The following is a 23,936-nucleotide window of genomic DNA, read 5'->3' as shown; positions in this document are numbered from 1 at the left end:
CGTTTTTTCGCCTGCATCCCATCCCCAAATGCAGGAGCGGCGGTGCTAGAAATGGGTGTATCCGGTCCGCTCGGAACACCAAGGTTGCCCCGTTTCATCCAGCGCGCGCACGCCGTCGCCATCGACGATGCGGCCGATGCGGGTCAGCGGCAGCTCGAGTTCGGTGGCGAGCATCGCCAGCCCATCCCGATGATCCGGCGACGCGGTGAAGCACAGTTCGTAATCATCGCCGCCACAGGCCTGCCAGGCGATGCGCGCCGACAGCGGATGAACGCCCAGCGCATCCGAGACCGGCAGTCGCGCCAGTTCGATCTCCGCGCCCACCCCGCTGACGCGGCAGAGATGGCCGAGATCGGCGAGCAGGCCATCGGAAACATCCAGCGCGGCATGCGCGACGCCCGCGAGGCGGCGGCCAAGTTCAACGCGCGGCGAGGGCCGATCCAGACGCGCGCGCAACGCGGGCGCAGGCTCCGGCCACGCGTGCAGCGCCGCCGCCGCATCCCCCAGCGTGCCGCTGACCCAGACGTCATCGCCCACCCGGGCGCCCTTTCGGCGCAACGCGCGCCCGGCCGCGACGAGGCCGATCGCGGTGACCGCGATTGCCAGCGGACCACGGGTGGTGTCGCCACCGACCAGCGCGATGCCGTGCGCCTGCGCCAACCCGAGGAAGCCGTCGAGGAAGCCATCCAGCCAGCCCGGATCGCTGGCGGGCAGCGACAGGGACAGCGTGCACCAGGCGGGTTCGGCACCCATCGCCGCCAGGTCGGACAGGTTGACGGCCAGCGACTTCCAGCCGATGTCGCTGGCCGTCGTGGATTCCGGAAAATGCACGCCGGCGTTGAGCGTGTCGGCGGTGACGACCAGTTGGCGGCCCGCCGGCGGTTGCAGCAGCGCGGCGTCGTCGCCGATACCCAGTATCACGTCGTCGCGCAGGCCGGCCCGCGCGCGGATATGGGCAATCAAATCGAATTCGCCGGTGTTCATGTCACCTCGCGTCGGGCCATCAAGACCGGCGGGCTCGCTTCCAAGGCCGCTCCCAGCCGCGGAAGCGGCAATCCGCGCGCCGCCCGGACTCAGCGCGCCTTGGCGGAGGTCTCGGCCGGACGCCATGCCACCGCGGCATGATCCAGCACGCCGTTGACATAGGTGTGGCCATGTTCGGCGCCGAAACGCTTGGCGGTTTCGATGGCCTCGTTCAGCACCACCCGGTACGGCACATCCAGGCGATGCAGCAGTTCGTAGGCGGCGATGCGCAGGACCGCGCGCTCGATGGGATCCACCTCCTCCACCGTGCGATCCAGGTACGGCGCCAGCGCCTCGTCGAGCTGGACGCGATGCTTCACCACCCCGCGCACCAGATCCTCGAAGTATTCGAGATCGGCGATCTCGTGCGCCTGTTCGTGCGCGAACTGGGCGATCACCTGTCCGACCTCGCCACCCGACACCTGCCACGCGTACAGCGCCTGCAGGGCGCGACGGCGCGCGCGCGCGCGGGTCACGGGATCGACGCCATCTTTTCGGTACTGTCGGCTCACGGGTTCTCCAGCCTGAATGTGGTTACGGCAGCTGTTCCAGCAGCTGCGCCATCTCGACGGCCGCCAGCGCGACCTCTTCGCCCTTGTTGCCATGGCTGCCGCCGGCGCGGGCCTCGGCATCCTCGATACGTTCGACCGCCAGCACGCCGTTGAGCACCGGCACGCCAAAATCCAGCTGCACCCGCATCAGGCCTTCGGCGCAGCGGTCGGCGACATGCTCATAGTGGCGCGTATCGCCACGGATGACGCAGCCCAGCGCGATGATCGCGGCGTGCGCGCTGCCGGCGGCCACGCGCGCGGCGGCGACCGGGATTTCCCAGGCGCCGGGCACGCGGATCACGTCGATGGCGTCCTCGCCCACCCCGTTGCCGGCCAGGCTCTCGCGGGCGCCGGCCACCAGCACGTCGGTGATGCGGGCATTCCAGCGGCTGGCGATGATCGCGAAACGGGCGCCTTCGGGGGCGCGCAGATCGCCTTCGTAGTGGGCCATGGGCAGGGTTCCTTGGGGGTTGGCAAGTTTAACAGGGCCGGCCCCGGGCGCCGGGGCCGGCCCGTGGTCGTCAGGGCTCGACGTACTCGACCACGTCCAGGCCGAAGCCGGCCAGGCCGACCTGCCGGCGGGGCGTGCCCAGCACGCGCAGGCGGCCCAGGCCCAGATCGGCCAGGATCTGGCTGCCGGCGCCGTTGCGGCGCCATTCGGCCAGCGCGCCGGCCCGGCTGGCCGGCGGTTCCGGGCACTCGCGGATGCGATCCAGGAGGGCGTCCGGGCTTGCACCATCGCCCAGCAGCACCAGTGCGCCGCGTTCCTCGGCGGCGATGCGGCGGAGCACATCGCCGATGGCCGGGCCGAAATCGGCGCGACGCCAGTGCAGCGCGTCGGCCAGCGGGTTCTGCATGTGCACCCGCACCAGGGTGGGCGTGCCGGCGTCGGCGGTTCCGCGCAGCAGGGCGAAGTGCAGGCCGTGGCTGAGCCGGTCGCGGTAGGTGAACAGACGGAACGGGCCGTGCTCGGTCTGGATGTCGCGCTCGTCGACCCGCTCGACCGTGTGCTCGGTGCTCAGGCGATAGCGGATCAGATCCTCGATCGAACCCATCTTCAGGCCATGCTCGCGCGCGAAGGCTTCCAGCTGCGGACGCCGCGCCATGCTGCCGTCCGCGTTGAGGACCTCGACCAGCACCCCCGCCGGCTCCAGTCCGGCCATCAGCGCGAGATCGCTGGCCGCCTCGGTGTGGCCGGCGCGATTGAGCACGCCGCCGGGCTGCGACGCGAGCGGAAAGATGTGGCCCGGCTGCGCCAGATCCCGCGGCTTGGCGTCCGGGCGGACCGCGGTGCGCACGGTGTGCGCGCGATCGTAGGCGGAGATGCCGGTGGTCACGCCCTCGGCCGCCTCGATGCTGACGGTGAAATTGGTGTGGTGCGGCGAGGTGTTGTCCTGGACCATCGGCGGCAGGCCGAGCTGGCGGCAGCGTTCGCGGGTCAGCGACAGGCAGACCAGGCCGCGCGCGTGGGTGACCATGAAATTGATGTCCGACGGCTTGACCAGTTCGGCAGCCATGATCAGATCGCCCTCGTTCTCGCGATCCTCGTCGTCGACGATCACGACCATGCGGCCGTTGCGGATTTCTTCCAGCAGTTCGGGAATGGTGGCGAAGCTCATGCCGACACCTCCGCGTCGCGGGCGCCGAGCAGGCGCTCGACATAGCGCGCGACCAGGTCGATTTCCAGGTTCACCGCATCACCCACGCGCGTCTGCGCGAAGGCGGTGTGCGAAACCGTATGCGGAATCAGCGCGACCTCGAAGCCGGCGTCATCGACCTCGTTGACGGTCAGGCTGACGCCGTCGACGCAGATCGAGCCCTTCTTGGCGATGTAGCGCAGCAGGGCGGCGGGCGCGGAGAAGCGCCAGCGCTGCGCGCGCGCGTCCTCGCGGATGTCCAGCACCCGGCCCAGGCCATCGACATGGCCGCTGACCAGATGGCCGCCCAGGCGATCGGTGGGCCGCATCGCCCGCTCCAGGTTGAGCGGCGCACCCGGCGCCAGTCCGCCCAGCGTGGTCAGTGCCAGCGTTTCCGTGGAGGCGTCGGCCTGGAACGAATCGGCGTCGAACGCGATCACGGTCAGGCACACGCCGTTGACCGCGATGCTCTCGCCCAGTTGCACCTGCGCGAACGGCAGCGTGCCGGTCCGGACGGTCAGGCGGACGTCGCCACCGCGGTTTTCAGTGGCGGCCAGCGCGCCCAGGCCTTCGATGATGCCGGTGAACATCAGCGCACCTCCGGACCGCGCGCGGGCGATACCCGCCCGTAGGTGGGCATGGAAACGGAAACCGGAACGCGGCGCGCGGAAGGACGCACGGCATTCGTGGACACGGGGGATGTCTGGGACATGAAACGTTTCTCGCGGAAATGGAAAAGCGAAAAACGCCTCAAGGCATGAGGCAGGCGCAGGCCATCGCTCGCGCGACGCCCCGCGTTTGCCGTCTTCTTTCATCCGGACTGTAACCGTCGGCCCCGGCATTGGACCGGGTCTGCTGACCCTCCGGCGTGGCCGGAGGCGCTCGCGGGCTCGTGCTTGCGCACCTACCGCCGGTGGGGAGTTTCGCCCCGCCCTGAAGACGTCGTTGGTTTGCCGGCGAACCGGCGCGCGCATTGTAGCACCCCGCTCCGCGGGCTCCGGCTGAACACTGCGTCGCGCGCCGCGCCCGAACCGGGCCGGTTCGCGCGGGAAATCGGCTTGATCAGGGCGGGCCGGTCACCCGCTTCAAATCAAGTCGGCTCGACCAAGTCGGCTCGACCAGATCGGCCTGTTGATCAGGCCGGCTTGCGCCGCAGATGCAGCACCAGCGGCCAGCGCATCCGCCGCACGCGCGCGGGATCGCCCCAGGCGGCGGCCAGTTCGGGGCCATGGATTTCGATGGCGTCACGACCGGTGGCGGCCTGGAAACAGGCGGTCGCCGACAGGCTGGCGAAATAGCCCAGCAACTGCGGCAGGGTCCAGTCGGCGGTCAGCCACAGATCGTCCGGCGCGGGCATGGCATCGAACGGCCAGTCGTAGCCGGTGTAGCCGACATCCACGTCGTTGCGCTCCGGCGGCCAGTACGGATCGATGTCGTCGCGCACGGCCTCGGCCACGTCGGACAGATCGTCGGAAAACACGATGTCCTGGTAAGTCCACGCCGCCAGCACGCCGCCGGGCGCCAGCACGCGCTCGCAGCCGGCGAAGAAGGCGCGGCGATCGAACCAGTGCAGCGCCTGCGCCACGGCGATCAGTTCGACACTGGCGTCGGCCAGCGAGGGGGTCTCGGCCAGTTCCACCGCCACCGTCACGTTGCCGGCGGGTTCCCGCTGCGCCCAGTGGCGCGCGATCTGCGCGGCGCTCGGATCGGTGGCATGGACGTGGGCGAAACGGCCGCCCAGGCCCCGGGTCGCCTGGCCGCTGCCGCATCCGGGCTCCCACACCCGCGCGCTGGCCGGAACCACCGCCGCGATGGCGTCGTACAGCGCCTCCGGATAGGTCGGGCGCGAACTGGCGTAGGTGTCGGCGAGCGCCGAGAAGTGATCCTTGAAGGCGGCCATGGGTCGGGGCGGGCTCAGGCGGCGGGCGCCGGTTGCAGCAGGATGCGCTGATCCTGGCCAATCGCGCGCGCATCGACAATCTTCAGGCGCGCGCGCTCGCTCATGCTGTGGATGCCCAGGCCGGCGAACAAAGGCCGCGCCTGATCGCCCAGCAGCACCGGGGCGACGTAGAGCAGGATTTCATCGGCCAGGCCGGCGGCGATGAACGCCCCCGCCAGGGTCGCGCCCGCTTCCACCTGGACTTCGTTGATGCCGCGCGCGGCCAGCAGTTCCAGCACCGCGCGCAGGTCGAAATTGCTGCCGTCGGCCGGCGCCACCGCGCGCTGCGCGGCGATTTCGCGCGGCGGCTTGGCGTCGGCGGTATGGATGTACAGGGTGGGCGCGTCGCCTTCGCGGACCCGGCCGCGCGCGATCGTCGCCAGCCCCGGATCCAGCACCACCCGCAACGGCGGCACGAACGGCGTGTCGTCCTCCAGCCGCACGGTGAGCGAGGGATCGTCGGCCAGCACCGTGCCGGCGCCGGTCAGGATCGCCCCCGCCCGCGCGCGCCAGCGCTGCACGTCCAGGCGCGAGGCATCGCCGCTGATCCACTTGGAATCGCCATTGGCCATCGCGGTGCGCCCGTCCAGGCTGGTCGCCAGCTTGACCCGCACGAACGGCCGGCCCCGCTCGATGCGCGACAGGAAACCACGATTGAGCTGGCGCGCCTGCGCTTCCAGCGGACCGGACTGCACCGTGACGCCGGCGGCGCGCAGTCTGTCGAAACCTGCGCCGTCGACCTGCGGGAACGGGTCCCGCATCGCCGCGACCACCCGGCTCACGCCCGCGGCGATCAGCGCATCGGCGCAAGGCCCGGTGCGACCGGTATGCGCGCAGGGTTCCAGGGTGACGTAGGCGGTAGCCCCCTTGGCGCGCTCACCGGCGGCCTGCAGGGCGAACACCTCGGCATGCGGCTCCCCGGCGCGCTGGTGCCAGCCTTCCCCGACCACCTCATCGCCGTGGGCGATGACGCAACCCACCATCGGGTTGGGGCGCGTGGTGTAGGCGCCACGTTCGGCCAGGCGCAGGGCCTGCGCCATCAGCGCGTGATCGGTGGCGGTGAAGGTGGCGGTATCGGTCATGCCCGGGTTCCCGTGGGTCGGAGGGGGGATGCGAGGGATGGCGTCGTTTCCGCCGCGATGCGGCGCGCGGGCGCGATGCCCATGATGCTGATCGGCACGCCGTGCAGATGCGCGCGTTCCTCCAGCTCCCAGCCCAATCCCGAATAGAAGTCTTCGTGCCAGAGGGTGAACAGGCGCAGTCGCTCCACGCCGTGCGCGGCCGCATGCGCCACGGCCGCCTCCACCAGGTGCTTGCCGCCGCCGCGTCCGCGCGCGTCCGGCGACACGAACAGGCTGGCCAGCCATGGGCCGCCGCGTTCCTGCAATTCCGGCGCGTCTTCCAGCAGCAGGCTGACCGAACCCAGCAGGGTGTCGCCGTCCATCAGCACCAGCGTGGTGGGCAGGGAGTCGCGGCGGGTGTGGTCCTCCAGCTCGGCGGTGGCCGCCGGCAGGGTCCAGTCGTCATACAACTCACCCCATTCGGCATGGTGCCAGCGCGCCAGCGCGACCACGTGCTGCGGGTGGCGCCCGATCCAGTCGATGCGCATGGCTCAGCGCTTCTTGTGCTTGTCGAGGTTCTTGTCGAAGGGCACGACTTCGCCACCGAGCAGCGACAGCTGGCCGGCGCCGGCGGGCAGATCGCGCTCCAGCTTCTCGATTTCCTCGCGGAAATCCGCCACGTCCTCGAAGCTGCGATAGACCGAGGCGAAGCGCACGTAGCCGACGTGATCGAGCTTGCGCAGTTCGTTCATCACGAATTCGCCGATCCGGCGCGACGGGATTTCGCGCTCGCCGCTCATGCGGATGCTGTGCACCACCGCGCGCACCGCCGCCTCGATCTGTTCTTCCGAGACCGGGCGCTTCTGCAGGGCGCGATCGAAACCGGCGCGCAGCTTGCGCGCGTCGAAGGCATCCCGGCGCCCATCGCTCTTGATGACCGCGGGCAGCTTGATTTCGATGTTCTCCAGCGTGCTGAAGCGCTCGCCGCAGGCCTCACACTCACGCCGCCGACGGATCGTCGCGCCGTCTTCGGAGACGCGTGAATCGATGACGCGGGTATCGGTGTGCTGGCAGAAGGGGCAGTGCATCGGCTCTGGGGCTTTCCGCCGCAGGACGCGGCGGGCATGGACGGGAATCCCCGTCCGAGCGCCTGAGTGTACTGCCGGCGCCGCCCGCGGTCACGATCCGCCCGTGATCAGGGTGGCGGACGCGGCGGAACGACGGGAAACCGCCGGGACCGCGGGAAACGGCGCCGCCGGGAGGACCGCCGCCATCGTCGCGACGGCGGCGGTTCCGGACCGGTCAGGCGGTCAGCCGTAGACCGGGAACTGGCGGCACTGCAGGGTGACGTTCTCGCGCACGCCGGCGATGACCTTGTCGTCGTTGGGCGCGTCCAGCACGTCGCAGATCCAGTTGGCCAGAGCCACGCAGTCGGCTTCCTTGTAGCCGCGGGTGGTCACCGCGGGGGTGCCGATGCGCAGGCCGGAGGTGACGAAGGGCTTCTGCGGGTCGTTCGGCACGGCGTTCTTGTTGACCGTGATGTGCGCCTTGCCCAGCGCCTCCTCGGCCGCCTTGCCGGTGATGCCCTTGCCGATCATGTCGACCAGCATCAGGTGGTTCTGGGTGCCGCCGGACACGATCTTGTAGCCGCGCTGGATGATGGTCGCGGCCATCGCCTGCGCGTTCTTCACCACCTGTTGCTGGTAGGCGGTGAACTCAGGCTCCAGCGCTTCCTTGAAGGCCACCGCCTTGGCGGCGATGACGTGCATCAGGGGACCGCCCTGGATGCCCGGGAACACGATGCTCTGCAGCTTCTTCTCGATGTCCTCGCCGGCGCCCTTGGCCAGGATGATGCCGCCGCGCGGGCCGCGCAGGGTCTTGTGGGTGGTCGAGGTGACCACGTGGGCGTGCGGCAGCGGATTCGGGTACACGCCGGCGGCAACCAGGCCGGCCACGTGCGCCATGTCCACGAACAGGTAGGCGCCGATCTTGTCGGCAATGGCACGGAAGCGCGCCCAGTCGATGACCTGCGAATAGGCCGAGAAACCGGCCACGACCATCTTCGGCTTGTGCTCCAGCGCCAGCTTCTCGACTTCGTCGTAGTCGATCAGGCCCTGGTCGTTGACGCCGTACTGCACGGCGTTGAACAGCTTGCCCGAGGCGTTGACCTTGGCGCCGTGGGTCAGGTGGCCGCCGTGCGCCAGCGACATGCCCAGGATGGTGTCGCCCGGCTGCAGCAGGGCGAAATACACCGCCTGGTTGGCCTGCGAGCCGGAATGCGGCTGCACGTTGGCGTAATCGGCGCCGAACAGCTGCTTGACCCGATCGATGGCCAGCTGCTCGGCGATGTCGACGTACTCGCAGCCGCCGTAGTAGCGCTTGCCCGGATAACCTTCGGCGTACTTGTTGGTCAGCACGCTGCCCTGGGCTTCCATCACCCGCGGGCTGGCGTAGTTCTCGCTGGCGATCAGCTCGACGTGGTCCTCCTGGCGGCGGGCCTCGGCGGCGATGGCCTGGGCGAGTTCGTCATCGAATCCGGCAATACGGGTGGTGCTGGGGAACATTCGCGGCCTCGGATGGGAAGCTGAAGAAAAGATGAGACCCGGCGGCGCCGGCGGACCGGCATTCAGGCGGTCGGGACAAGACTTGAAATATTAGCCCACGGGCGTATGGCGGCCAACCTCGAAAGGTGCCTCCGGGCCCGTTCTGCCCGACAATGGGCCCGTTTGACCCGCTTGCCCGACCCGCCAGCCCCCGGCCAGCCGGTCTCCCCACCTGGATGCCCCTACCGTGAAATGGGTTTTTGTCTTCCTGTTCGTCGCCAGTGCCGTCTACGTGCACTTCCGCGGACGCGTGCGCCACCGGATTGGCCGACAGTTGCTGGACCACTCGACCTTCATGGCGCCGATCAACGTGCTGATGTACGCCTGCTCGCGGGTGCCGACCACCCCGTTCCTGGACCCGGAACGGCATTTTCCCGAACTGGCGCCGCTGCGGGCCCGCTGGCAGGACATCCGCGCCGAGGCGCGGCACCTGCGCGAAATGCAGCAGATCAAGGCCGCCGACGGCTATACCGACGTCGGTTTCAATTCGTTCTTCCGCCGCGGCTGGAAGCGCTTCTACCTGAAGTGGTACGACGACGCCCACCCCTCCGCGGCCGAACTCTGCCCCACGACCACGGCGCTGCTGCGCGAGCTGCCGGGGGTGAAGGCGGCCATGTTCACCGAACTGCCGCCGGGCAGCGAGCTGCGGCCGCATCGCGACCCCTATGCCGGCTCGCTGCGCCTGCACCTGGGCCTGGAGACCCCCAACGACGACGCCTGCTTCATCGATGTGGACGGCCAGCGCTACAGCTGGCGCGACGGGCAGTGGACGATGTTCGACGAGACCTACATCCACAGCGCCCGCAACGACAGCCAGCAGAACCGGATCATCCTGTTCTGCGACATCGAGCGGCCGATGAAATACCGCTGGGCGGCCGCGCTCAACCGCTTCGTCGCCCGCAACCTGATCGCCGCCGGCGCCTCGCCGAACCAGGAAGGCGACAAGACCGGCGGTTTCAACCGGGCGTTCAAGTACTTCTACGCCCTGCGCCTGAAGAGCAAGGCCCTGCGCGAGCGCAGCAAGGGGCTGTACTACACGCTCAAGTACCTGGGCGTGGCGCTGGTGGTGGCCCTGATCATCTGGATCTGAGTTCCCGGTGCCGTCGCCCGCGGCGGCCCCGGCCGGAGCGCGCCCGCGGTTCGGGGCGCATTCCGCCTGAACGACAGGCGCGGAGGCGGCGTTCCACCCCTTCCGCGCTGGCAACACGCCCCCACCCTGCGGGATAATCCCCAGCTTCCCGCCCTGTCCCAGGCCATCCGGCCGGGCTCGGCGCGTCCCGGTTCCGGAGAGCCCCATGTCGCAATACATCTACACCATGAACGGTGTAAGCAAGATCGTTCCGCCCAAGCGCCAGATCATCAAGGACATCTCGCTGTCGTTCTTCCCGGGCGCCAAGATCGGCCTGCTCGGCCTCAACGGCGCCGGCAAGTCCACCGTGCTCAAGATCATGGCCGGCGTGGACACCGACTTCCAGGGCGAAGCGCGCCCGCAGCCGGGCATCAAGGTCGGCTATCTGGCGCAGGAGCCGGAGCTGGATCCGAACAAGACCGTGCGCGAAGCGGTCGAGGAAGGCGTGGGTGAAGTGCTGCAGGCCCAGGCCGCGCTGGACGCGGTGTATGCCGCCTACGCCGAGGAAGGCGCCGATTTCGACAAGCTGGCCGCCGAGCAGCAGCGCCTGGAGGCGATCCTCGCCGCCGGTGACGCGCACATGCTGGAACAGCAGCTGGAAGTGGCCGCCGACGCGCTGCGCCTGCCGCCGTGGGACGCCGTCGTCGGCAAGCTGTCCGGCGGCGAGAAGCGCCGCGTCGCGCTGTGCCGCCTGCTGCTGCAGAAGCCGGACATGCTGCTGCTCGACGAACCGACCAACCACCTCGACGCCGAATCGGTGGAGTGGCTGGAACAGTTCCTGGCCCGCTATACCGGCACCGTGGTGGCGGTCACCCACGATCGCTACTTCCTCGACAACGCCGCCGAGTGGATTCTCGAACTCGACCGCGGCCGCGGCATTCCGTGGAAAGGCAACTACACCGACTGGCTGGTGCAGAAGGAAGAGCGCCTGAAGCAGGAAGAGAACCAGGAAAAGGCGCGCCAGAAGGCGATCGCCAAGGAACTGGAATGGTCGCGCCAGAACGCCAAGGGCGGCCGTTCCAAGGGCAAGGCGCGCCTGGCCCGCCTGGAGGAACTGCAGTCGGTCGACTACCAGAAGCGCAACGAGACCAACGAAATCTTCATCCCGCCGGGCGAGCGCCTGGGCAACAGCGTCATCGAGTTCAAGAACGTCTCCAAGAAGTTCGGCGACCGCCTGCTGATCGACGACCTGAGCTTCCTGGTGCCGGCCGGCGCCATCGTCGGCATCATCGGCCCCAACGGCGCCGGCAAGTCGACCCTGTTCAAGATGATCACCGGCCAGGAAAAGCCCGATTCCGGCACCATCAACATCGGTCCCACCGTCAAGCTGGCCTACGTCGACCAGAGCCGCGACAAGCTGGAAGGCAACCACAACGTGTTCCAGGAAGTCTCCGGCGGCCTGGACATCCTCAACATCAACGGCGTGGAAATCCAGTCGCGCGCGTACATCGGCCGCTTCAACTTCAAGGGCCAGGACCAGCAGAAGCTGGTCGGCTCGCTGTCCGGTGGTGAACGCGGCCGCCTGCACATGGCCAAGACCCTGCTGCAGGGCGGCAACGTGCTGCTGCTCGACGAACCGTCCAACGACCTGGACATCGAAACCCTGCGCGCGCTGGAAGACGCGTTGCTGGAGTTCCCCGGCAACACCTTCGTCATCTCGCACGATCGCTGGTTCCTGGATCGCATCGCCACCCACATCCTCGCCTTCGAAGGCGATTCGCACGTGGAGTTCTTTCAGGGCAACTACCGCGAGTACGAGGAAGACAAGAAGCGTCGCCTGGGCGCCGAGGGCGCGCAGCCGCATCGCCTGCGCTTCAAGGCGCTGAAGTGACGATTCGGGCCGTGGCCGGCGACGACCACGGCCCCGTCGAATCGTCATCCCCGCGGAAGCGGGGATCCATTGCCTGCCGGCAGTAAATCCCAAAGGGCCGGATTCACCCGAATCCGGCTCTTCTTTTTTCATCCGCCAGGCAGGCCGCATCCACCGCGCGAACACGCGCCTGCGGTACCCTGCCCCGGATGAAGAGGCCGCTCCCATGTCCATCGATCGCCTGTTCCGCCTGAGCGAGCATGGCACCACCGTCCGCACCGAGCTGCTGGCCGGCGCCACCACGTTCCTGACGATGTCCTACATCGTCTTCGTCAATCCGGAAATCCTTTCGACCACCGGCATGGACGCGGGCGCGGTGTTCGTCGCCACCTGCCTGGCGGCGGCGCTGGGATCGCTGATCATGGCGTTCGCGGCGAACTTCCCGGTTGGCATGGCGCCGGGCATGGGCCTGAACGCATTCTTCGCCTTCACCGTGGTCGGCACGGCCGGCCTGCCCTGGCAGCAGGCGCTGGCGGCAGTGTTCATCTCCGGCCTGGTGTTCCTGCTGCTCAGCCTGACCGGCGTGCGCGCCTGGCTGGTCGCCGGCATCCCGGCCTCGCTGCGCGCGGCCATCGTCGCCGGCATCGGCCTGTTCCTGGCCATCATCGCGCTGCAGAAATCGCAGGTGATCGTCGGCAACCCGGACACCCTGGTCGCGCTGGGCACGCTGCATTCGCACGAACCGCTGCTGGCGCTCGGCGGCTTCCTGCTGATCGCGGTGCTGGAAGCGCGCGGCGTGCGCGGCGCGATCCTGATCGGCATCCTGGTGGTGACCGCGTTCGCCGGCCTGCTCGGCTACGTGGACTACCAGGGCATCGTCGCCGCGCCGCCCAGCCTGGCCCCGACCTGGCTGCAACTGGATCTGCCCGGACTGCTGCACCGGGACGACGGCACGCCGGTGGCGGTGCTGCTGCAGGTGGTGCTGGTGTTCGTGCTGGTGGAAGTGTTCGACGCCACCGGCACGCTCTACGGGGTGGCCGGACGCGCCGGCCTGTTGAAACTGGCGGACGGGCAGAAGCGCTTCGGCCGCGCCCTGCTCGCCGACAGCGGCGCCATCATCGCCGGTTCGCTGCTGGGCACCAGCAGCACCACCGCCTACGCCGAGAGCGCCTCAGGCGTGCAGGTGGGCGGGCGCACCGGACTGACCGCGCTGGTGGTGGCCCTGCTGTTCCTGGTCGCGCTGCTGTTCTCGCCGCTGGCGGCGATGGTGCCGGGCTACGCCACCGCGCCGGCGCTGCTCTACGTCGCCGGCCTGATGCTGCGCGAACTGGTTGACGTGGACTGGAGCGATCTGACCGAATCGGTACCGGCCGCGCTGTGCGCGCTGGCGATGCCGTTCACCTACTCCATCGCCAACGGTCTGGCGTTCGGCTTCATCGCCTACGCCGCGCTCAAGCTCGGCACCGGCCGCTGGCGCGAAGCGCATCCGGCGGTGTGGCTGGTGGCCGGACTGTTCATCCTGCGCTACGCGCTGGCTTGATTGCCGAATCCGGCGACGGCGCCGGACACGCCCTCAGTCGTCGCCCCGCAAACCGGGAAACAGGATCTCGGTGTAGCCGAACTGGCTGAAGTCGCGGATGCGGGAGGGATACAGCCGGCCGATCAGGTGATCGCATTCGTGCTGCACCACCCGCGCATGGAAGCCTTCGGCCTCCCGATCAATCGGCTGGCCCTGCGGGTCGAAGCCGCGATAGCGGATCGCGCGATGGCGCGGCACCACGCCGCGCAGCCCCGGCACCGACAGGCAGCCTTCCCAGCCATCCTCCATCTCGTCGGACAGCGGATCGATCACCGGATTGAGCAGGATGGTGCGCGGCACCGGCGGCGCATCCGGATAGCGATCGCTGTTGTCGAAACCGAAGATCACCAGTTGCAGGTCCACGCCGATCTGCGGTGCCGCCAGTCCGACGCCACCCGCGGAAGCCATGGTCTGGAACATGTCGGCGATCAGCGCGTGCAGTTCCGGCGTATCGAACCGCTCCACCGGGCGGGCGATCTTCAACAGCCGCGGGTCGCCCATTTTCAGGATGAGATGGATCATGGTGTCTCCTCCTCGTCGGGCAGTTCGAACACCTGCCGCAGGTAACGCACGTAGCCTTCGTCCTCGCACATGCTCTTGCCCGGAGAATCGCTCAGCTTGGCCACCGGCTGGCCGTTGCAGCGGATCATCTTGATGACGATCTGCAATGGGGTCGGCCCCAGATCGTTGGTCAGATTGGTGCCGATGCCGAAAGCCAGCCGGCAGCGTCCACGAAAACGCGCATACAGCCGCAGCACCTTGTCCACGTCCAGGCCGTCGCTGAACACCAGCGTCTTGCCGCGCGGATCGATGCGCATCCGTTCCAGGTGCGCGAGGATTTCCTCGCCCCACTGGAGCGGATCGCCCGAATCGTGGCGCATCCCATCGAACAACTTGCAGAAGTACAGGTCGAAATCGCGCAGGAACGCCTTCAAACCGACCACGTCCGACAGGGCGATGCCCAGGTCGCCGCGATACTCCTTGGCCCAGACATCGAAGGCGACCGCCTGCGAATCGCGCAGGCGCGGTCCCAGTGCCTGGAACGCCTGCAGCCACTCGTGCGCCATCGTGCCCAGCGGGGTCATGCCGTACTCGCGCGCGAAGTAGACGTTGCTGGTACCCGCGAACTGCGCGTCCAATCCGGCCTTGAGCATCGGCAGCACGCGCGCATGCCAGTCCCGCGAGTAACGGCGACGCGTGCCATAGTCGGCGATGACGCAGTCCTCGCCGCCTTCGCGCAGGCGGTCCATCTTGGCCCGCAGCCGGCGCTCTCCCTCTTCGCGATCCGCGTCACGGGCATGGCGGAACCAGACTTCGTTGACGATCGCCAGCAGCGGCACTTCGAACAGGATGGTATGCAGCCACGGTCCTTCGATATCGAGCTCGATTTCGCCGGGCACCGTCTGCGATGCCTGCAACCGGATGTACTTCCTATCCAGATGGAACAGGCCAAGGAAATCGACGAAGTCCGACTTGATGAAGCGCAGGCCGCGCAGGTAGTCCAGCTCGTCAGCCCGGAAACTCAATGCGCACAGCGCGTCGATTTCCGCGGAAATCTCGTCGATGTGGTCCGCCAGCGGAATACCCGGCGTGCGGCACTTGAACCGGTACTGCACCTGCGCCGCGGGATAGTGATGCAGGACCGCCTGCATCATCGTGAACTTGTAGAGATCGGTATCCAGCAGCGAGGTGATGATCATCGGGGCAGGCCGTGCATGGGCGCTGCCAGCATACTCCACGCGGCCGCGATGCCCTCAGCGCCGGCGGAGCAACAGCTTCAGCGCGACCATCGCGAAATGCGCCCAGATGGCGGCGAACACGCCAACGCGGACACCCACGCCACGCTGGCCGGCTTCGAACTTGCCGAAGTAGCGCCACAGGCCGCGGTGCTTGTGCCACTCCACGAAGAATGGCCGCGCGCGGCTGGACACGCCGCGGATGTGCACCACCCGCACGCCGTTGGCCACGGCCACCAGCGCGCCGGCCACGCGCGCGCGCCGGCACAGATCCAGGTCCTCGGCATGCAGGCGGTAACCTTCGTCGAAGCCGCCAATCCGGCGGAACAGCGAACGCGGCATCACCATGAGCGCGCCGGACAGCGCTTCCAGCGGTTGCAGCGCCTGCGCGTCGTCCATGTCCACGCCCAATCGCGACGCGGCACCCGGCGCGGTCAGCATGGCGGCGAAATCCGGATCCCGGCGACGCGCGGCGGCATCCCGCACGCCGGCTTCGTCCACCAGATCCGCGCCCAGCAACGCCTCCCGGCCGGTGCCCACGGCCAGATCCCGCAACCGCGCCAGCGTATCCGGCTGCACCTGCAGATCGGGATTCACGAAGGCCAGCCAGGGGGAAGCGGAATCATCCGCGCCCTGGTTGCAACCGACCGAGAAACCCGGGTTGTCCGGGTTGGCGACGAAACGGACCCGCGCATCCGCCAGCGCGTGGCGCTGGACCACGCTCACCGTGTCGTCGGTCGAGGCGTTGTCCACCACCCGTATTTCCGCCACGTCCAGCGCATCCCGCAAACGCTGCAGGCAATCATCGATGGTGCTCGCGCTTTCGTGGGTGACGACGATCGCGGCGATGGCGCGCGGATCAGTCGAAGAGTTCACGTTGCGGCTCCGGCGCACCGGCCTCCAGATACAGCGATGACAGACGCTCGCGCAGCGCGCGCACCGGGTCTTCCATCAGGAAGTTGGCGAGCCGCGCATGCCAGGCCGGCCAGCGCGCGTTGATGGCGTCCATGTCGCCATCGCCGGGCAGTCCCTCGCCACCGCGGGCGACGAAGGCGGTTTCGCACAGCGCGTTGCGCCAGCCCAGGCCGGACAGGCGCAGCGAGAGATCGATCAGCGCCGCGTACCACGACGCGTAACTGCTGGCGTCCAGGCCACCGGCACGCCTGCGAGCGCTGCCGCGGATGGCCACGGCATGGGCAATCCCGGCGGGAAGTTCCGGATGCATCGGCGGCATCGCCGCGCACGCCTGCGCGGTGCGCTCGAAATCGGCGGGAGGCGGTGAAATCTCGCCCAACCGCGGCCAGGCGGCCGCTTCGCCCGCATTGCACCAGGGGGTGGCGGTGGCGATGGAGGCATCGCGCGCCAGACAGGCGGCCAGCTGCTGCAACCAGCCCGGCAGCGGCTGCGCATCGGGCGCGAGCACGACCACGTCGGCGTCACCGCAGGCCCGCAGCATTTCCTCCAAGTGCGCGACTTCGCCGACCGGGCGCGGCCGGCGGGTGTAATCCGCCTGCAGGCGCGTGCGCTGCAGCCAGCGCTCGACGATGGCCAGGCCGCGCGGGCCGGCCTGGGCATCGTCGGCGAGCCAGATGCGCGTGCCGGCGGGCGTACCCGCATCCAGCGCCCCCAGGCAGGCATCCAGCGCGTCGTCATCCGCGCCGATGGGCAGCAGGATGATAGGCAGCGACGACACGCTGGCGCTGGTCATTTCTTCTCGGGTGCGTACAGCGGTTTCATGGAACGGAAGCGCTGGCCGTACTCGTCGGTGAGATTGCGCGCATCCTGGGGATCGCGAACGATGGTCGGGGTCAGCAGGATGATCACTTCCTGACGGTCGGTATCCTGCCGTTTGCTTCCGAAGAGCGCGCCGACGATGGGAAGCCTGGCCAAGCCAGGAATGCCTGACGAACCGTTGTCCACCGAATCACTGATCAGACCCGCCAACATGATGGTGTCACCACTGCGGACGGCCGCTTCGGTCTTGAGACGGCGCGTGTTGATCGGCACGTTGCAGCCAGCGCCGGTATCGTTGTTGCAGTTGGATGGACGTGGGCCGGGCGAACTGACTTCCTGCACCAGATCCAGGAAGACGGTGCCATCCTTGGTGATTCGCGGACGTACTTTGAGGATCACGCCGGTGTCCAGGTATTGCACCTGGCTGTAGGTGTTCGCCGTCTGGTCGGGAGTGATCGAAACCGAATTTATCGGGATCTTCGTGCCGACGTTGAGCGTGGCCTCCGCGTTGTTCCGTACCAGCACAGATGGCGTCTGCAACAACTGCACGTCGGTAATTTCCTCCAGGGCTTCGACGATGGCGGCGGCATTGCGCCCCAGGAAGGTCCAGCCAAGTCCCTGCCCATCGCCACGGATGCTGCCGCTGATATCGCCCCAGATCCGACGTCCCAATGCACTGGCGAGTCCCGCTTCATCGGTGACCGCGTTCTCGAAGAACCAATTGACGCCATACTTCAGTCGACCGGTCAGATTGACCTCCGCGACTTGCGCCTCGATGTGAACCTGGCTCGGCATGACGTCGAGGCGCTCGATCACATCCTTGATGGATTTCCACGCGCTGGCGTTGGATCGGACAAGCAGGGTGTTGGTTTCATCCACCGCTGCGACTCCAACCCGATCACCGTCGACCTGGAGGGTCACGGCCCCGTTTCCGTCGCGACGCGGGTTCAGGCTGAAGCTGCCACCACCACTCGCGCCGCCGGCCCCATTTCCCACATTGCCCAGACCCGAGTCGGTCGCCGCGCCCTGGCCCATCATGCCGCTATCACTGATGGATACCGGATCCGCGCCCGGCATCAGGGATGCGTTGCCATCTCCCCCCGTGTTCTCGCCACGATTTCCACCGCCAGAACCAAACACCTCGGACAGGCGCTGCGCGAGTTCCTTCGCCTTGATGTACTTCAGTTCGTACGAATACAGCCGTGCGCCTTCGCCCGCGCTGTCGATCCGTTCCAGCCATTGCTGGATCTGATCCAGATAGGCCGGCTGCGGGGTGATCACCAGTACGGCGTTGGCACCTTCCAGCGGCATGAAACGGAACATGCCGGCGCTGGGCGTCTTGCTGGCCTCGCCGAACACTTTCTCCAGATCCGCGACGACCTTGGTGGCCTGCCCGGTTTCCAGCGGGAACACGCCCACCGACATGCCCGACAACCAATCGACGTCGAACACCTCGACCGTGCGCAGGTAGTTCTCCAGTTCCGAGCGGGTGCCGGCCAGGGTGATCAGGTTGCGGGTCGTGTCGATGTTGACGATGGCGTTGGGGCGCGCGTACGGCTCCAGCACCTTCTTCATCTCGGTCGCGCCGATGAAGCGCAGCGGCACCACCCGCACCTCGTAGCCGCGCGCGTTGGCGGCGCCGCCGGTGCGTGGCGCGACGGTGCCGACCATGGCCTGGTCGGCCGGCATGATGTTGTAGCGCCCGTCGCTGTAGACCATGCGCGCGTTGTTCTGCGCCAGCACCTGTTCCAGCAGGGTCATGGCCTGCGCGGGCGACACCGGCTTGGGCGTGCCCAGGGTGACCGTGCCCTGCACGCCGGGCGCGATCACGTAGTTCTGGCCGAGCATGTCGCCCAGGATCGCCTTGACCACCGCATGCACGGACTCGCCTTCGAAGTTGAAGCTGGCCGAGCCGGAACTCGCGCCGCCCAGCGAGGGCATCGGCGCCGCCGCCGCGCCGCGGTTGATCATCTGGCCGCTGCCGCGTCGGATCACCGGACGGGGACCGCTCTCGGGCTCCTCCGTCTCGGGCAACGGCGAGGTCTGCGCGGTACCCGGCCTGCCCGGGGTTTCTCCCGTGGTGCCGGCGCGCCGGATGTCCGGCGTGGGCGCGGTGGCGCAACCCGCCAACAGGCCCAGGCAAACGGAGAACAGGAATAGGCGTGACTTCATGCCGGCACTCTACTGATTCGGATTGGGTGGTGGCGCAGGCGGCGGCGCCGTCTGCCCCTGCTGCTGGCGCATCTGCGCGCGACGCGCCTCGATGCGTTTGCGGATCGCTTCCATCTGCTGCTCGGTGGTCATCGCCGGCTGCTCGGGCGGCTCCTGCGCGGGCTTGGCCGGCGTCGGGCCCGCGGTCGGACTCGCGCCCGGCACGGGCTGCGGTGGCGCGTTGCCGCCGGTGGGTTGCGGCACGGGAACCGGCGCCGCGATCGGCGGCGAGGTCCTGGACACGCTGGGCGGCTGTCCGCCGGCGCCATCGAACACCCTCAGTTCCAGGGTGCGGCGTCCTTCCGGTCCCTCGAACACCGCCGCGCGTGGCTGCAGATCCACCAGCGTCCACTGCGGCGCCGCGCTGGCGGCCTCGCCCTGCTTGATCCGGATGCCCTCGCCGCCCTGGCTGGGCTGCAGGATGGCCATGCGGAAGCCGGGGGTGATCAGGACGCTGGACAACACGTAGTCGAAACTCGGCGCCTGCGCTTCGGCTTCATTGGTCAGATAGAACGGCTGCGGCCGCCGGCTTTCATAGAATGGCGGACGCGCGGTCAGCTCCGAATACTGCGCCAGCGTGCCCAGCCGTTCCGGCGCGGGCTTGGGCAGCACCGGCAGGCGCGGCGCGCTGCCCGGATCGTCGGCAAGCGGGGTGATGCGGCTGCCCAGGCCGGCCACGGCGAGGATGGCGGACAACACTGCCCAGCCGGCGACCGTGCCCAGCAGCAACGTGCGCGGCCCGAGCGATTCAACGCGCATCGCCACCCTCCGGCATCGTCATCGCCGCCGGCGCGGCGGGGGTTGCGGGCGCCACCACGCCGGGCTTGAGATAGCCATACAGATCGAAGGTGACATCGAGACCGCCGGTGCCGCCTTCGGGCGCAATGTAGGCGTAGCTGCTGGAAAGAACGTTTAGGTTGTCCACGAACAGGCGCGGACTGCCGGATTCCAGCGCGTGCAGCACCGCCGCGGTTTCCGGCGTGCCACAGCGCAGGCGCACCTGCACCGCGACCCGGGCGAACCGTTCGCCGGCCGCCTGCGGCAGCGGCGACTGGTTGACGATGCCGCAGCTGCGATTGCCGGGGCTGGCCTCCTTGACCACCGCCTCCAGCCGCTGGACCAGTCCGGCGGTGGCCAGCTCGGTGCTGGCTTCGGCGAGGAAACCGGGACGCTGCGCCTGCAGGGCCAGCGCCGCCGCCAGTTGCTTTTCCACCGCCGGCGCCTGCTGCAATTGCGTGCGCACGCGCAGTTCGCGTTCGCGCAGCGCCTGGATGCGCTCGTTCACTTCCAGCATCGGCTGGGTCCACCACGGATGCACCAGCACCAGATAGCCCAGCAGCAGGACCGCGGCCAGCAGTCCCAGCGCAAGCCAGCGATCGCGATCAGTCAGCGCGTTTGCCATTCTGATCTCCGGTGCCGGGGGAAGTGGGGGCCGCGCCTCCGACCAGTTGCGCGGTCAGGGTGAAGCGATCGCGGCGGCGCGCCTGGTCCGGCTGCAACGCCCCGCTCAACGCGGGCGAGCGCCACAGCGGGGAACCCTGCAGTTTGACCACCAGCGAGGAGGCTTCCTGGCTGAGGCCGATCAGCACCAGCCGATCCCCTTCGATGGACATCTTTTCCAGGTAGGTGCCGTCCGGAAGCCGGCGGCTCAGTTCATCCAGCACCTCGACCGCGGTCGGGCGCTGCGCGCGCGCGCGCTCCAGCGCATTCATGCCTTCCACCAGATCCACCAGTTGCTGTCGCTGGGTGGCGACCCGGCGCGCCTGTTCGGTGCGGGTGCGCAGCGATGCCTCGAATGCGTCGGCGGCATCGCGACGGTTGTCCAGCATCGTCCAGGCGGTGAACACCACGGCGACCAGCGCGACCGAAGCCAGCGCCAGATGCCAGCCACGCATCGGCGCCTGCCTGACCCGGCGTTCGGCGGGCGCCAGCAGGTTCACGCCGAGCGGCAATCCATCCGGACCGGCCACGTCCACGCCACCCAGTTCACCGGACAGGCTCCCCAAGGGCATGATCGCGGCGTCGAAACGGCTGCGCGGAATCACCACCAGGTCCACTTCCAGCTGGCCATCCTCGCGCCGCCGGCGCAGGCTGGCGTCGTAGCAGACTTCATCGGCGCCGAACGGCGTCTGCCGATCGATCTCGAAACGAACGACGTCGCGCAGGCGATCCGCCGCCGCCGCGGGCAGCACCAGCGGACGGCGCAGCACGCTGTCGGCCGGCAACAGCAGCCAGCGCGGCAGTCCGGCCATGCGCCGGCCGAGCAGGCCATCCAGATCAGCGGCTTCCAGCGGCAACGGCAGCTGCGCGAGTTCGCGCACGCCTTCGGTGCTCTGCCAGGCCAGCGACAGTCGCTCGTCCCGCCGGCTGAGCAGCAGGCGATCCTGGGTCAGTCCGAGCAGCGAGCGCCAGCGATGCGGCAGCCAGCTGGCCAACGCCCTGCCCCACCATCCGAGCAGTCCTCCCGCTCCCGGCAACAGGCGCGCGCGCAGGCTGTCCATGCTGTCGCGGATCGTGCTCATGGCGGTGCAGTTCCCTCTTCCCAGCGCAAAACGGTGTACGCCGACCCCGGCACGGGGCCACCGCCGGCGCGTATCACCGCGCGCAACGTCGCCTCCCGTCCATCGCGAAGCGTCGCGCGGCTCTCGATACTATACGTGCCGCTTCCGCCGCCGACGAGTTGCCCCCCCGCCTGATCCGGCGGCAGCTCGCGTTGCGCGAGGATGCGTTCGGCGTCCAGGCCCATCGCGACCAGCACCGGACCGGGCGCGTAGTTGGCGTCCGGCAGCGTGCGGCCGGAGTACAGGGTCAGATAGGGGGCCAGGCGCTCGTAGATCTCCGGCGTCATCCCCAGCACCTGTTGCAGTTCCGCGATACTCTCGAACGGCGCGTCCTTGGCGCCATACTCCAGTCCGGCGGAAGCGTAGTCGGGATCCTCGGCGCCCCCCTGCGGCTGGGAGAGCGAATCGGGGTCGCGCCAGTCGAGGATGGCGGCGGCCAGCCCCGGCGCGGTTTCCTCGGGAACGCCCCGCACCCGCAGCAGCTGCTCCAGCAGGCGGGCGTCGGCCTGGTTGAGATCGACCTTGCCGCTTTCGTCGATGGCGTGGATCCGCAGCCGGCTGCCGGCGAACCGCCAGTCATAGCCACGCCCGTCCGGCAACCAGCGGGTCTGTTGCTGCTGATCGGCGATCCGCACCAGCGCGTATTCGATGCCGGCGCGGGCGCGTTCGCGCGCCACCGTGCCGTCGCGCACGATCTGGCCCTGCAGCGATTCCATCCGCGCGGTCACCGCGAATGCGCCGATCAGCGCCGCCAGCAGAGCGGTCAGCCACAGCACCAGCAACAGGGCCGCGCCGCGCGCGCGCATCACACGCCTCCCGGTGGCTGCGCTCCACCGCCCGCGCCACCCTCGCTGTGCACGAGGGTGACGATCAGTTCCGGCCAGCGCGCGCCGGCTTCGGTTTCCACGTCCACCGCGACCTGCAGGGGCAGGATTTCCGCGGTGCGCCAGGCGTCCTGCCACGGACCGGGCTGGCCCCGTTCATCCAGGCCGCGATAGCGGAAACGCACCAGGCGCAGGCGGTCGGCCAACAACTCCGGCGCGATGCCGTCCGGCACATCGACCGCCTGGCCCGCCTGCACGATGGAGAAGCGCGCCATCAGCCTGCCCTGGTCATCGAAGCTCAGGTCGTACAGGTGCGGCCCACCACGGCCGAGATAGGCCGGCAGATCGGCGACGAAGCGAATGCGCCGCGCTTCGCCCAGGAAGCGCGACTGGCGGAAGGTGGTGGGATCGGTGGCGAACACCACCGGCAAAGCGGTACCGATGCGCTGGCGCAGGAACCCTTCCACCGCGCGCGTGCGTTCGTTGCGCTGGGCGCGGATCTCGCCGCGTTCGACCATCGTGGTCGCCGCGCGCACCGTGGCGAATGCCAACGCGAGTCCGGCGGCCAGCAGCACCAGCGCCAGCAGCATTTCCAGCAGGGTAAAGCCGCGTGCGCGCCGGTTCACGGCACGCTCCGGCTGCGGTTGGGATCCGGCGGCACCAGCCGCAGCGTGTCCCAGACGATCCGCTGGCGGGGTTCGTCGCCCCAACGGGTGGTCAGCCGCAACTGCAGCAACTCGGGCGCGGACGGATCCCGGATGGGGGTCTGCGCCTTCGCGGGATCGTCGTACGGGGCGATCTCCAGCTCCCAGCGGTAACGGCCACGTTCGAACTCACCCTGGCGATGGCCCGGCTGCAGGAATTCGCCCACGCCGATCTGCGCCAGCAGCGATTGCGCGTGCAGGGAAGCGCGGGTGGCGTCATCCGCACCGCGGATCTGGCGGGTGGCGCCGGACAGGGAGCCCAGCAGCAGCGTCAGCGCGAGCGCCAGCAGCGCGAACGCGACGATGACCTCCAGCAGCGTGAAGCCGTGCGGCCGCTTCATGTTCCGCCGTCCCCGCGGACCACCTGGACTTCACCGGTCAGCCACGCCACGTCGACATGCCACACCGCCCGGCCGCCACTGAGGCGGATCTGGCCGCCACTGGATCCACCGTCATGGAAGAACAGAATGGCGCCCACGCCGGGTGCCGGTTGTGCCTGGCGCGCGCCGATGAAAGCGACGCGCAGCGACGCCGGCACGCTGCCGCGATGCTGGTTGGGCGCCTGCCAGCGGCGCGTGTTCGGATCGATGACGAAGCGCTGGGGCTTGCCGGTGGCCATCGCCTGCGCGCGGGTGTAGCGCAGCTGCGCCGCAATCTCGCGCGCCTCCGAGCGCAGGCGGATGCCTTCCAGGCCTCCGGTCAGCACCATCGCCGCCAGGGTGCCGGCGATGGCGATCAGCATCACCACCAGCAGCATCTCCAGCAGCGAAACGCCCCGGGCATCGCGCGGCGTGCGGAAGGAAGGGCGAAAGCCGCCGCGCATCGCGCCGTGTC

25 protein-coding genes and 1 riboswitch are annotated in these 23,936 nt (G+C 68.9%); of the genes, 3 read left to right on the top strand and 22 right to left on the bottom strand.

The features are described from left to right. Positions 1 to 45: 45 nt before the first annotated feature. The 10 genes from thiL to glyA all read right to left on the bottom strand — a co-directional run bounded on the left by thiL (position 46) and on the right by glyA (position 8,775). Positions 46 to 984, bottom strand: coding sequence for a thiamine-phosphate kinase (gene thiL, locus ACTHN1_RS12570; protein ID WP_440471283.1), 939 nt, complete (start codon positions 982 to 984; stop codon positions 46 to 48). 89 nt (positions 985 to 1,073) lie between these two features. Next, positions 1,074 to 1,535 carry a transcription antitermination factor NusB gene (gene nusB, locus ACTHN1_RS12565; RefSeq protein ID WP_440471282.1) on the bottom strand — a complete coding sequence of 154 codons (462 nt, stop codon included), beginning with the start codon at positions 1,533 to 1,535 and terminating at the stop codon, positions 1,074 to 1,076. Positions 1,536 to 1,557: 22 nt separating this feature from the next. Next, positions 1,558 to 2,025 (bottom strand): 6,7-dimethyl-8-ribityllumazine synthase, encoded by a 468-nt coding sequence (ribH, locus tag ACTHN1_RS12560; RefSeq protein ID WP_440471281.1) that lies wholly within the window; start codon positions 2,023 to 2,025, stop codon positions 1,558 to 1,560. 70 nt (positions 2,026 to 2,095) lie between these two features. Then, positions 2,096 to 3,193, bottom strand: a complete 1,098-nt coding sequence (gene ribB / locus ACTHN1_RS12555) for a 3,4-dihydroxy-2-butanone-4-phosphate synthase (RefSeq protein WP_440471280.1) — start codon at positions 3,191 to 3,193, stop codon at positions 2,096 to 2,098. Further along, positions 3,190 to 3,801 carry a riboflavin synthase gene (locus ACTHN1_RS12550; RefSeq protein WP_440471279.1) on the bottom strand — a complete coding sequence of 204 codons (612 nt, stop codon included), beginning with the start codon at positions 3,799 to 3,801 and terminating at the stop codon, positions 3,190 to 3,192. The genes ribB and ACTHN1_RS12550 overlap by 4 nt, the downstream gene beginning before the upstream one ends. A gap of 209 nt (positions 3,802 to 4,010) precedes the next feature. After that, positions 4,011 to 4,156: riboswitch (FMN riboswitch) on the bottom strand. 190 nt (positions 4,157 to 4,346) lie between these two features. After that, positions 4,347 to 5,111: a class I SAM-dependent methyltransferase gene (locus tag ACTHN1_RS12545; protein WP_440471278.1), complete on the bottom strand. Its 765-nt coding sequence runs from the start codon at positions 5,109 to 5,111 to the stop codon at positions 4,347 to 4,349. 14 nt (positions 5,112 to 5,125) lie between these two features. Next, positions 5,126 to 6,232 (bottom strand): bifunctional diaminohydroxyphosphoribosylaminopyrimidine deaminase/5-amino-6-(5-phosphoribosylamino)uracil reductase RibD, encoded by a 1,107-nt coding sequence (gene ribD, locus ACTHN1_RS12540; RefSeq protein WP_440471277.1) that lies wholly within the window; start codon positions 6,230 to 6,232, stop codon positions 5,126 to 5,128. After that, complete coding sequence (locus ACTHN1_RS12535) at positions 6,229 to 6,759, bottom strand: GNAT family N-acetyltransferase (RefSeq protein ID WP_440471276.1); 531 nt, start codon at positions 6,757 to 6,759, stop codon at positions 6,229 to 6,231. The genes ribD and ACTHN1_RS12535 overlap by 4 nt, the downstream gene beginning before the upstream one ends. 3 nt (positions 6,760 to 6,762) lie before the next feature. Beyond that, a complete protein-coding gene (nrdR, locus tag ACTHN1_RS12530; protein ID WP_183639066.1) occupies positions 6,763 to 7,299 on the bottom strand; it encodes a transcriptional regulator NrdR in 537 nt (178 codons plus the stop codon). A 222-nt stretch (positions 7,300 to 7,521) separates the two neighbouring features. Continuing rightward, positions 7,522 to 8,775, bottom strand: coding sequence for a serine hydroxymethyltransferase (gene glyA / locus ACTHN1_RS12525; protein WP_440471275.1), 1,254 nt, complete (start codon positions 8,773 to 8,775; stop codon positions 7,522 to 7,524). 226 nt (positions 8,776 to 9,001) lie between these two features. Here glyA and lpxO point away from each other — a divergent pair, with 226 nt between their 5' ends. The 3 genes from lpxO to ACTHN1_RS12510 all read left to right on the top strand — a co-directional run bounded on the left by lpxO (position 9,002) and on the right by ACTHN1_RS12510 (position 13,293). After that, positions 9,002 to 9,904, top strand: a complete 903-nt coding sequence (gene lpxO / locus ACTHN1_RS12520) for a lipid A hydroxylase LpxO (RefSeq protein ID WP_440471274.1) — start codon at positions 9,002 to 9,004, stop codon at positions 9,902 to 9,904. A gap of 205 nt (positions 9,905 to 10,109) precedes the next feature. Continuing rightward, the gene (ettA, locus tag ACTHN1_RS12515) at positions 10,110 to 11,774 is read left to right on the top strand and encodes an energy-dependent translational throttle protein EttA (RefSeq protein ID WP_440471273.1); all 1,665 of its coding nucleotides are present in this window, start codon (positions 10,110 to 10,112) and stop codon (positions 11,772 to 11,774) included. Positions 11,775 to 11,979: 205 nt separating this feature from the next. Beyond that, entirely contained in the window at positions 11,980 to 13,293 is a 1,314-nt protein-coding gene (locus ACTHN1_RS12510) for an NCS2 family permease (protein WP_440471272.1), read from the top strand. A gap of 33 nt (positions 13,294 to 13,326) precedes the next feature. Here ACTHN1_RS12510 and def read toward each other — a convergent pair whose 3' ends face one another. Genes def through xpsH form a run of 12 tightly spaced genes read right to left on the bottom strand, consistent with a single transcriptional unit; the run spans position 13,327 to position 23,925 of the window. Beyond that, positions 13,327 to 13,854, bottom strand: a complete 528-nt coding sequence (gene def, locus ACTHN1_RS12505; RefSeq protein ID WP_440471271.1) for a peptide deformylase — start codon at positions 13,852 to 13,854, stop codon at positions 13,327 to 13,329. Further along, positions 13,851 to 15,032, bottom strand: coding sequence for a nicotinate phosphoribosyltransferase (gene pncB, locus ACTHN1_RS12500; protein WP_440471270.1), 1,182 nt, complete (start codon positions 15,030 to 15,032; stop codon positions 13,851 to 13,853). Before pncB ends, def begins: the two co-directional genes overlap by 4 nt. 54 nt (positions 15,033 to 15,086) lie before the next feature. Next, positions 15,087 to 15,944, bottom strand: a complete 858-nt coding sequence (locus ACTHN1_RS12495; RefSeq protein WP_440471269.1) for a glycosyltransferase family 2 protein — start codon at positions 15,942 to 15,944, stop codon at positions 15,087 to 15,089. Then, entirely contained in the window at positions 15,928 to 16,776 is an 849-nt protein-coding gene (locus ACTHN1_RS12490; RefSeq protein ID WP_440471268.1) for a glycosyltransferase family 2 protein, read from the bottom strand. Before ACTHN1_RS12490 ends, ACTHN1_RS12495 begins: the two co-directional genes overlap by 17 nt. Beyond that, complete coding sequence (gene gspD, locus ACTHN1_RS12485; RefSeq protein ID WP_440471267.1) at positions 16,773 to 18,974, bottom strand: type II secretion system secretin GspD; 2,202 nt, start codon at positions 18,972 to 18,974, stop codon at positions 16,773 to 16,775. The genes ACTHN1_RS12490 and gspD overlap by 4 nt, the downstream gene beginning before the upstream one ends. Before the next feature lie 9 nt (positions 18,975 to 18,983). Next, entirely contained in the window at positions 18,984 to 19,772 is a 789-nt protein-coding gene (locus tag ACTHN1_RS12480; RefSeq protein WP_440471266.1) for a type II secretion system protein XpsN, read from the bottom strand. Then, a complete protein-coding gene (gene gspM, locus ACTHN1_RS12475; RefSeq protein WP_440471265.1) occupies positions 19,762 to 20,415 on the bottom strand; it encodes a type II secretion system protein GspM in 654 nt (217 codons plus the stop codon). The genes ACTHN1_RS12480 and gspM overlap by 11 nt, the downstream gene beginning before the upstream one ends. Continuing rightward, positions 20,396 to 21,535 (bottom strand): PilN domain-containing protein, encoded by a 1,140-nt coding sequence (locus ACTHN1_RS12470; protein ID WP_440471264.1) that lies wholly within the window; start codon positions 21,533 to 21,535, stop codon positions 20,396 to 20,398. Before ACTHN1_RS12470 ends, gspM begins: the two co-directional genes overlap by 20 nt. Continuing rightward, the gene (locus tag ACTHN1_RS12465; protein WP_440471263.1) at positions 21,532 to 22,383 is read right to left on the bottom strand and encodes a general secretion pathway protein GspK; all 852 of its coding nucleotides are present in this window, start codon (positions 22,381 to 22,383) and stop codon (positions 21,532 to 21,534) included. The genes ACTHN1_RS12470 and ACTHN1_RS12465 overlap by 4 nt, the downstream gene beginning before the upstream one ends. Next, positions 22,380 to 23,024, bottom strand: a complete 645-nt coding sequence (locus ACTHN1_RS12460; protein ID WP_440471262.1) for a prepilin-type N-terminal cleavage/methylation domain-containing protein — start codon at positions 23,022 to 23,024, stop codon at positions 22,380 to 22,382. Before ACTHN1_RS12460 ends, ACTHN1_RS12465 begins: the two co-directional genes overlap by 4 nt. After that, a complete protein-coding gene (gene xpsI, locus ACTHN1_RS12455; protein ID WP_440471261.1) occupies positions 23,021 to 23,443 on the bottom strand; it encodes a type II secretion system protein XpsI in 423 nt (140 codons plus the stop codon). Before xpsI ends, ACTHN1_RS12460 begins: the two co-directional genes overlap by 4 nt. After that, on the bottom strand, positions 23,440 to 23,925 hold the full coding sequence (gene xpsH / locus ACTHN1_RS12450) for a type II secretion system protein XpsH (RefSeq protein ID WP_440471260.1): 486 nt from the start codon (positions 23,923 to 23,925) through the stop codon (positions 23,440 to 23,442). Before xpsH ends, xpsI begins: the two co-directional genes overlap by 4 nt. Between the last annotated feature and the right edge of the window lie 11 nt (positions 23,926 to 23,936).

The organism is Pseudoxanthomonas sp. (assembly GCF_051953815.1).
Classification (GTDB): Bacteria; Pseudomonadota; Gammaproteobacteria; order Xanthomonadales; family Xanthomonadaceae; genus Pseudoxanthomonas_A.
This window is presented reverse-complemented; position numbering and strand designations above follow the sequence as displayed.

Coding starts and splice junctions, on each gene's coding strand:
- thiL (WP_440471283.1), bottom strand. CDS start 984: ATGAACACCGGCGAATTCGATTTGATTGCCCATATCCGCGCGCGGGCC.
- ribH (WP_440471281.1), bottom strand. CDS start 2,025: ATGGCCCACTACGAAGGCGATCTGCGCGCCCCCGAAGGCGCCCGTTTC.
- ribB (WP_440471280.1), bottom strand. CDS start 3,193: ATGAGCTTCGCCACCATTCCCGAACTGCTGGAAGAAATCCGCAACGGC.
- ACTHN1_RS12550 (WP_440471279.1), bottom strand. CDS start 3,801: ATGTTCACCGGCATCATCGAAGGCCTGGGCGCGCTGGCCGCCACTGAA.
- ACTHN1_RS12545 (WP_440471278.1), bottom strand. CDS start 5,111: ATGGCCGCCTTCAAGGATCACTTCTCGGCGCTCGCCGACACCTACGCC.
- ribD (WP_440471277.1), bottom strand. CDS start 6,232: ATGACCGATACCGCCACCTTCACCGCCACCGATCACGCGCTGATGGCG.
- ACTHN1_RS12535 (WP_440471276.1), bottom strand. CDS start 6,759: ATGCGCATCGACTGGATCGGGCGCCACCCGCAGCACGTGGTCGCGCTG.
- nrdR (WP_183639066.1), bottom strand. CDS start 7,299: ATGCACTGCCCCTTCTGCCAGCACACCGATACCCGCGTCATCGATTCA.
- glyA (WP_440471275.1), bottom strand. CDS start 8,775: ATGTTCCCCAGCACCACCCGTATTGCCGGATTCGATGACGAACTCGCC.
- ettA (WP_440471273.1), top strand. CDS start 10,110: ATGTCGCAATACATCTACACCATGAACGGTGTAAGCAAGATCGTTCCG.
- ACTHN1_RS12510 (WP_440471272.1), top strand. CDS start 11,980: ATGTCCATCGATCGCCTGTTCCGCCTGAGCGAGCATGGCACCACCGTC.
- def (WP_440471271.1), bottom strand. CDS start 13,854: ATGATCCATCTCATCCTGAAAATGGGCGACCCGCGGCTGTTGAAGATC.
- pncB (WP_440471270.1), bottom strand. CDS start 15,032: ATGATCATCACCTCGCTGCTGGATACCGATCTCTACAAGTTCACGATG.
- ACTHN1_RS12490 (WP_440471268.1), bottom strand. CDS start 16,776: ATGACCAGCGCCAGCGTGTCGTCGCTGCCTATCATCCTGCTGCCCATC.
- gspD (WP_440471267.1), bottom strand. CDS start 18,974: ATGAAGTCACGCCTATTCCTGTTCTCCGTTTGCCTGGGCCTGTTGGCG.
- ACTHN1_RS12480 (WP_440471266.1), bottom strand. CDS start 19,772: ATGCGCGTTGAATCGCTCGGGCCGCGCACGTTGCTGCTGGGCACGGTC.
- gspM (WP_440471265.1), bottom strand. CDS start 20,415: ATGGCAAACGCGCTGACTGATCGCGATCGCTGGCTTGCGCTGGGACTG.
- ACTHN1_RS12470 (WP_440471264.1), bottom strand. CDS start 21,535: ATGAGCACGATCCGCGACAGCATGGACAGCCTGCGCGCGCGCCTGTTG.
- xpsI (WP_440471261.1), bottom strand. CDS start 23,443: ATGAAGCGGCCGCACGGCTTCACGCTGCTGGAGGTCATCGTCGCGTTC.
- xpsH (WP_440471260.1), bottom strand. CDS start 23,925: ATGCGCGGCGGCTTTCGCCCTTCCTTCCGCACGCCGCGCGATGCCCGG.